Source organism: Curtobacterium sp. HSID17257, from assembly GCF_003989515.1.
Classification (GTDB): Bacteria; Actinomycetota; Actinomycetes; order Actinomycetales; family Microbacteriaceae; genus Curtobacterium.
Map to the genome: position 1 here is coordinate 1 of NZ_RBLU01000163.1, position 5,492 is coordinate 5,492.

Consider the following 5,492-nt stretch of genomic DNA (forward strand, 5'->3'; position numbering starts at 1 on the left):
CGGTCGGCGCCGGGGTCGGTCGGCGCGCGGCATCTCGTGCCGCCGTCGGCGCCCGGGTCGGTCGGCGCGCGGCATCTCGTGCCGCCGCACAACCGAAGGCACCTCGCGCCACGGAGTTCCGTGGCGCGAGGTGCCGTTCGTTGTGCGGGGTCCCGCGCGCCTCGCCGCGTCAGACCCCGAAGTACTCCCGCACGATCGGCGCGATCCCCCGGAACGCCTTCGACCGGTGGGACAGCGCGTTCTTCTCGTCGCGCGTGAGCTGCGCTGCCGAACGGTCGGCGTCGTCGGGCTGGAACACCGGGTCGTACCCGTGCCCGCCGTCCCCGACCGGCTCCGTCAGGACCGCACCGTTCCAGACGGCCTCGAACAGGTGCTCGGTGCCGTCCGGCGTGACGAACGCCGCCGCGCAGACGAAGGCGGCGGTGCGCTCGACCACGCCCTCGAGCTCGTGGAGCAGGAGCGCGATGTTGTCCGCGTCCACCCGCGTCCCGGCGTACCGGGCGGAGTGGATACCGGGCGCCCCACCGAGTGCGTCGACCGCGATCCCGGAGTCGTCGGCGAGCGCCGGCAGCCCGGTGTGCGCCACTGCCGCACGTGCCTTGATGAGCGCGTTCGCCGCGTAGGTGTCGCCGTCCTCGACGGGCTCCGGACCGTCGTACCCGACGAGCTCGACCCCCTCGCCGAGCGCCTCGCCGAGGATCCCGCGCAGCTCGACGACCTTGCCCTGGTTGTGCGTCGCCAGGACGACGGTGCGCCCGGTCACGCGAGGCCCAGCACGTCGCGCTGGATCGCCGCGAGCGACCGGTTGCCCGCGAGGCCGAGGTCGAGCAGCGTGTTCAGCTCGTCGCGGTCGAACGGTGCGTGCTCGGCGGTGCCCTGCACCTCGATGAACTTGCCGGAGCCGGTCGTCACGATGTTCATGTCGGTGTCGGCCGCGGAGTCCTCGGTGTACGCCAGGTCGAGCATCGGCTCCCCCTTGACGATGCCGACCGAGATGGCCTGCACGCTGTCGGTGAGCGGCGTCGCCTTCTTCGCGATGAAGCCCTTGTCGCGGCCCCACTCGATGGCGTCCGCCATCGCGACGTAGGCGCCGGTGATCGACGCCGTCCGCGTGCCGCCGTCGGCCTGCAGCACGTCGCAGTCGAGGACGAGGGTGTTCTCGCCGAGGCCCTTCATGTCGACCACTGCACGCAGGGACCGGCCGATCAGCCGCGAGATCTCGTGGGTCCGTCCACCGACCTTGCCCTTGATCGACTCGCGCTGCATGCGCTCGTTCGTCGACCGCGGCAGCATCGAGTACTCGGCGGTGACCCACCCGGTGCCCTTGCCGGCCATCCAGCGCGGGACGCCGTTCGTGAAGGACGCCGTGCACAGCACCTTCGTGTTGCCGAACGAGATGAGCGCGCTGCCCTCGGCCTGCGCGCTCCACCCCCGCTCGATGCTGACCGGACGGTGGTCGGAGGCGCTGCGGCCGTCGATGCGGGTGCTCATGGGGTCCTTTCGGTTCGGGGCAGCGTGATCGCCCCGGTCTGGAGGTGTCCGACGCTCGAGACCTCGGGACCGAGGAAGCGCCGGGCGAGCCGGATGAAGCCGTTCTTGTCGTCACCGGTGGCCTCGAACGCGTACGTCGGCGGCTCCGGGATGGTGCGTTCGAGCCCGTGCTCCACGAGTCGGCGGTAGACGTCGTTCGCGGTCTCCTCGGCACTCGACACCAGCGTGACGTCCGGGCCCATCACGTACTGGATCGCCGCGGACATCAGCGGGTAGTGGGTGCAGCCGAGCACGAGCGTGTCGACGTCCGCCTCGCGGATCGGGGCGAGGTACTGCGCCGCGACCTCGCGCAGCGCCGGCGACGAGGTGTCCCCCGCCTCGACGAACTCGACGAAGCGCGGGCACGCGGCGAGGGACAGGGTGACGTCGGCGGCCACGGCGAAGGCGTCCTCGTAGGCCCGCGAGGCGATGGTCCCCACCGTGCCGATCACCCCGATGCGTCCGGTGCGGGTCTGCTTCACGGCCGCGCGGGCAGCCGGCTGGATCACCTCGACGACGGGGATGCCGTACGCCTGCTCGTAGCGTTCCCGGGCATCGCGGAGCACGGCGGAGGACGCGGTGTTGCACGCGATGACGAGCGCCTTCACGCCCTGGTCGACGAGGTCGTCCATCACCTCGAGCGCGTACCGCCGGACGTCGGCGATCGGCTTCGGGCCGTAGGGCGAGTGCACGGTGTCCCCGACGTACCGGATGCTCTCGCGCGGCAGCTGGTCGATGATCGCCCGCGCGACCGTCAGCCCACCGACGCCGCTGTCGAAGACTCCGATCGGTGCATCCGTCACCCCACCAGCGTACCGAGCCGCACCCGCCCGGCCCCGCGCCTGCCCCGCTCCCTTCGCGCTCCCCTCCCCTAGCGGGCGGAATCCACCACCCGCTTCCGCGCCCCGCGCCGGTTCCGCCCGCTCAACGAGGTGCCCGAGCGCACACCCCTCCTCCTCTCACGAACGGGCGGAACCCACCGCCCTCGTCCCGCTCCCGGACGGCTTCCGCCCGTTCGCCACCGTCCCCGAGACCGCGCGCGCGCCCTCCTCCTCCCACGAACGGGCGGAACACGCCACCCACATCCGCACTCTCTGGAGCTTCCGCCCGCTCGCCACCCTCCACCCGCCGATTTCCCCCACGAACGGGCGGAACGAGTCGGTCCACGCGCGGGCGCGTGCAGGTTCAGCCCGCTCACGCTCCGCTCACGCCAGACGCCGGCAATCCGTGGACCGCACCGGCCGGGAGGCACCACCCAGCCCCGGCACGCACGGCCACCGGGTCGCGCGGTCGCCTCCCCTCGTTGCCGAGCGGGCGGAACCGGTCCGGACCGACACCGCGTCGCGCCGCTTCTGCCCACTCGCCGACCGGGCGGAAGCGGTCCGGACCGACACCGCGTCGCGCCGCTTCCGCCCACTCGCCGAGCGGGCGCGGCAGGTTCCACCCGCTCGCGACCACCCACACCCGCTCGCCACGCCCCCACCGACGGCGCGAGCCCCCACGCACCCGCCCCGCACACCCGCTCCGCGCTTCCGCACCACGACGTCACTAGTGTCGGAGGCGTGACCAGCGCGCTCCTCACAGACCAGTACGAACTCACCATGGTGGACGCCGCCCTCAAGGACGGCACCGCCGATCGACGCTGCGTGTTCGAGGTGTTCGCCCGTCGCCTGCCGGACGGCCGCCGCTACGGGGTCGCCGCGGGCCTCGGACGCTTCCTCACGGCGCTGACCGAGTTCCGGTTCGGAGACGAGGAGATCGGCTTCCTCCGCGACCGCAACGTCATCGACGAGGGCACCGCCCGCTGGTTGGCGGACTACCGCTTCACGGGTGACATCCGCGCCTACCGCGAGGGCGAGGTGTTCTTCCCCAACTCCCCCGTGCTCCAGGTCGAGGGCACCTTCGCCGAGTCGGTGGTCCTCGAGACCCTCGCGCTGAGCATCTTCAACGCCGACTCGGCCATCGCCGGCGCCGCCGCCCGCATGGTGTCCGCTGCCGACGGCCGACCGCTCGCCGAGATGGGCTCGCGCCGCACCGGTGAGTGGAACGCCGTCGCCGCCGCCCGAGCCGCGTACATCGCGGGCTTCGGCGCGACGAGCAACCTCGAGGCCGGCCGCACCTGGGGCATCCCGACGATGGGCACCGCCGCGCACGCGTTCACGCTCCTGCACGACTCCGAGGAGGCCGCGTTCCGCTCCCAGCTCGACGCCCTCGGCGACGGCACCACGCTGCTCGTCGACACGTACGACATCGAGGCGGCGGTGGAGACCGCCGTCCGGCTGACGAACGGCCGACTCGGCGCGGTCCGCATCGACAGCGGCGACCTCCCGAGCGTCGTCGCCGCGGTCCGGGCACAGCTCGACCGGCTCGGAGCACCCGCCACGAAGATCACCGTGACGAACGACCTCGACGAGTACACGATCGCCGCCCTCCGCGCCGCACCGGTCGACTCCTACGGCGTCGGCACGAGCGTCGTCTCCGGCTCGGGCCACCCGGCGGCGGGCATGGTGTTCAAGCTCGTCGCGCACCGGACCCCGGCGGGTGACGAGTGGGTCCCCGTCGCCAAGAAGTCCGCGGACAAGGCGTCGACCGGCGGTCGCAAGGAGGCCGGTCGTCGCCTCCGCAACGGCATCGCGACCGCCGAGGTGGTCCTGACGTCGGGTCGCGTCGGCCCCGACGAGCGTCCCCTGCTCGTCCCCGTGGTCGAGCACGGCGAGGTCGACCCGGCGTTCCTCGGGGTCGCCGGCGTCGAGTCAGCTCGCGCGCACCACAAGCGCGCCAAGGCGGAGCTCCCGGTGGACGCGTCCCGCATCGGGCGTGGCGACCCGGCGATCCCGACCCTGGTGATCTAGCGGCCTACTCGGCCTTCATCTTCTCGTAGATGGCCTTGCAGTCGGGGCACACCGGGAACTTCTCGGGGTCGCGCCCGGGCACCCACTTCTTGCCGCACAGCGCCTTGACCGGCTTGCCGGACAGCGCGGACTGCAGGATCTTGTCCTTCTTCACGTAGTGCGAGAACCGCTCGTGGTCGCCGGGCTCGATCGCCTCTTCCTCGAGGAGCTTCTCGAGCTCGCGGTCCATCACGTCGAGGCCGCCGCCGGGTTCCGTCATGCTCATGCGTCCAGGGTACGACGATGCGGCCGGGGCCGCGACGGACGGGAGGCGCGGGGCGGTCCCGCCACGCGCCTCCCGTCCGACGGTGCGTCACCACCGGGACCGACGTGACGGACCCGGCGCGTGCCTCCCGGCCGTCGGTCGCTCAGTTGCGCTGCGCCGCAGCGAGCAGGTCGGGACCGCGCCGGTCGAAGAGCCGACCGCCGACCGCCACGCCGACCACGAGGACGACGACGCCCACGGCGATGCCCACGAGGAGCGTCGCGGTCGCCCAGGGGTCCGGACCCTCCACGGCGGTGAGCACCGCGAGCCAGACGGCGGGGACGAGCGATGCCAGGATGCCGAGGATCATCGTCGTCTGCGCGACCGCAGCGGTCGTGCCGGCGGCCTGCGGCTGCTGGAACGGGTGGTCGCCCGGACGGACCGTCGGGTAGGGCAGCAGGACGGAGACGACGCTCGACAGGCCGAGGCCGGCCAGCAGCGCGCCGACCGCGATCCCCGTGAGTACCGGGAAGGCGGTGGGGTCGCCGGAGAGCGCGGCGGACACGGCAGCACCGGCCACCACGAGCGGCAGACCGACGACCAGCAGGGGCACGAGGCGTCCGAGCCGGTCGCTCCACCCGGGAGCACCCGACGCGACGTGCAGCCAGACCGCGGTGTTGTCGTAGGAGACGTCGTTGTGCGGCAGGAACCCGGCGATGAGCGCCATCAGCGGGAGCGGGACGAGCGCGGTCAGGTGCCACGGCACGCCCGCCACCCCGAGCGGGAGCACGACGAGCGGGACGAACAGGATGACGAGGTAGGACATCCGGTAGCGCGGGTCGCGGCCCCAGTAGGTGAGCGCGCGG

Annotated in this window: 5 protein-coding genes and 1 pseudogene; 1 reads left to right on the forward strand and 5 read right to left on the reverse strand. The window is 72.9% G+C overall.

Annotated features, from left to right (window positions below; genetic code table 11):
- Window positions 1-169: 169 nt before the first annotated feature.
- Genes rdgB through murI form a run of 3 tightly spaced genes read right to left on the reverse strand, consistent with a single transcriptional unit; the run spans window position 170 to window position 2,333 of the window.
- On the reverse strand, window positions 170-763 hold the full coding sequence (rdgB, locus tag D8M35_RS15250) for an RdgB/HAM1 family non-canonical purine NTP pyrophosphatase (RefSeq protein WP_126892596.1): 594 nt from the start codon (window positions 761-763) through the stop codon (window positions 170-172).
- Complete coding sequence (gene rph, locus D8M35_RS15255) at window positions 760-1,491, reverse strand: ribonuclease PH (RefSeq protein WP_126892597.1); 732 nt, start codon at window positions 1,489-1,491, stop codon at window positions 760-762. The genes rdgB and rph overlap by 4 nt, the downstream gene beginning before the upstream one ends.
- Window positions 1,488-2,333, reverse strand: a complete 846-nt coding sequence (gene murI, locus D8M35_RS15260; protein WP_126892598.1) for a glutamate racemase — start codon at window positions 2,331-2,333, stop codon at window positions 1,488-1,490. The genes rph and murI overlap by 4 nt, the downstream gene beginning before the upstream one ends.
- Before the next feature lie 759 nt (window positions 2,334-3,092).
- Here murI and D8M35_RS15265 point away from each other — a divergent pair.
- On the forward strand, window positions 3,093-4,382 hold the full coding sequence (locus D8M35_RS15265) for a nicotinate phosphoribosyltransferase (protein ID WP_126892599.1): 1,290 nt from the start codon (window positions 3,093-3,095) through the stop codon (window positions 4,380-4,382).
- Between the two features lie 4 nt (window positions 4,383-4,386).
- Here the strand turns inward: D8M35_RS15265 and D8M35_RS15270 are convergent, their stop codons facing one another.
- Complete coding sequence (locus tag D8M35_RS15270; RefSeq protein ID WP_111228526.1) at window positions 4,387-4,647, reverse strand: DUF3039 domain-containing protein; 261 nt, start codon at window positions 4,645-4,647, stop codon at window positions 4,387-4,389.
- A 142-nt stretch (window positions 4,648-4,789) separates the two neighbouring features.
- Window positions 4,790-5,492 (reverse strand): annotated as a pseudogene (locus D8M35_RS16690) (ABC transporter permease); the annotation flags it as partial.

Excerpts from the sequence above, each read along its gene's own strand:
- D8M35_RS15270 (WP_111228526.1), bottom strand. The coding sequence starts at position 4,647 with ATGAGCATGACGGAACCCGGCGGCGGCCTCGACGTGATGGACCGCGAG.
- rph (WP_126892597.1), bottom strand. The coding sequence starts at position 1,491 with ATGAGCACCCGCATCGACGGCCGCAGCGCCTCCGACCACCGTCCGGTC.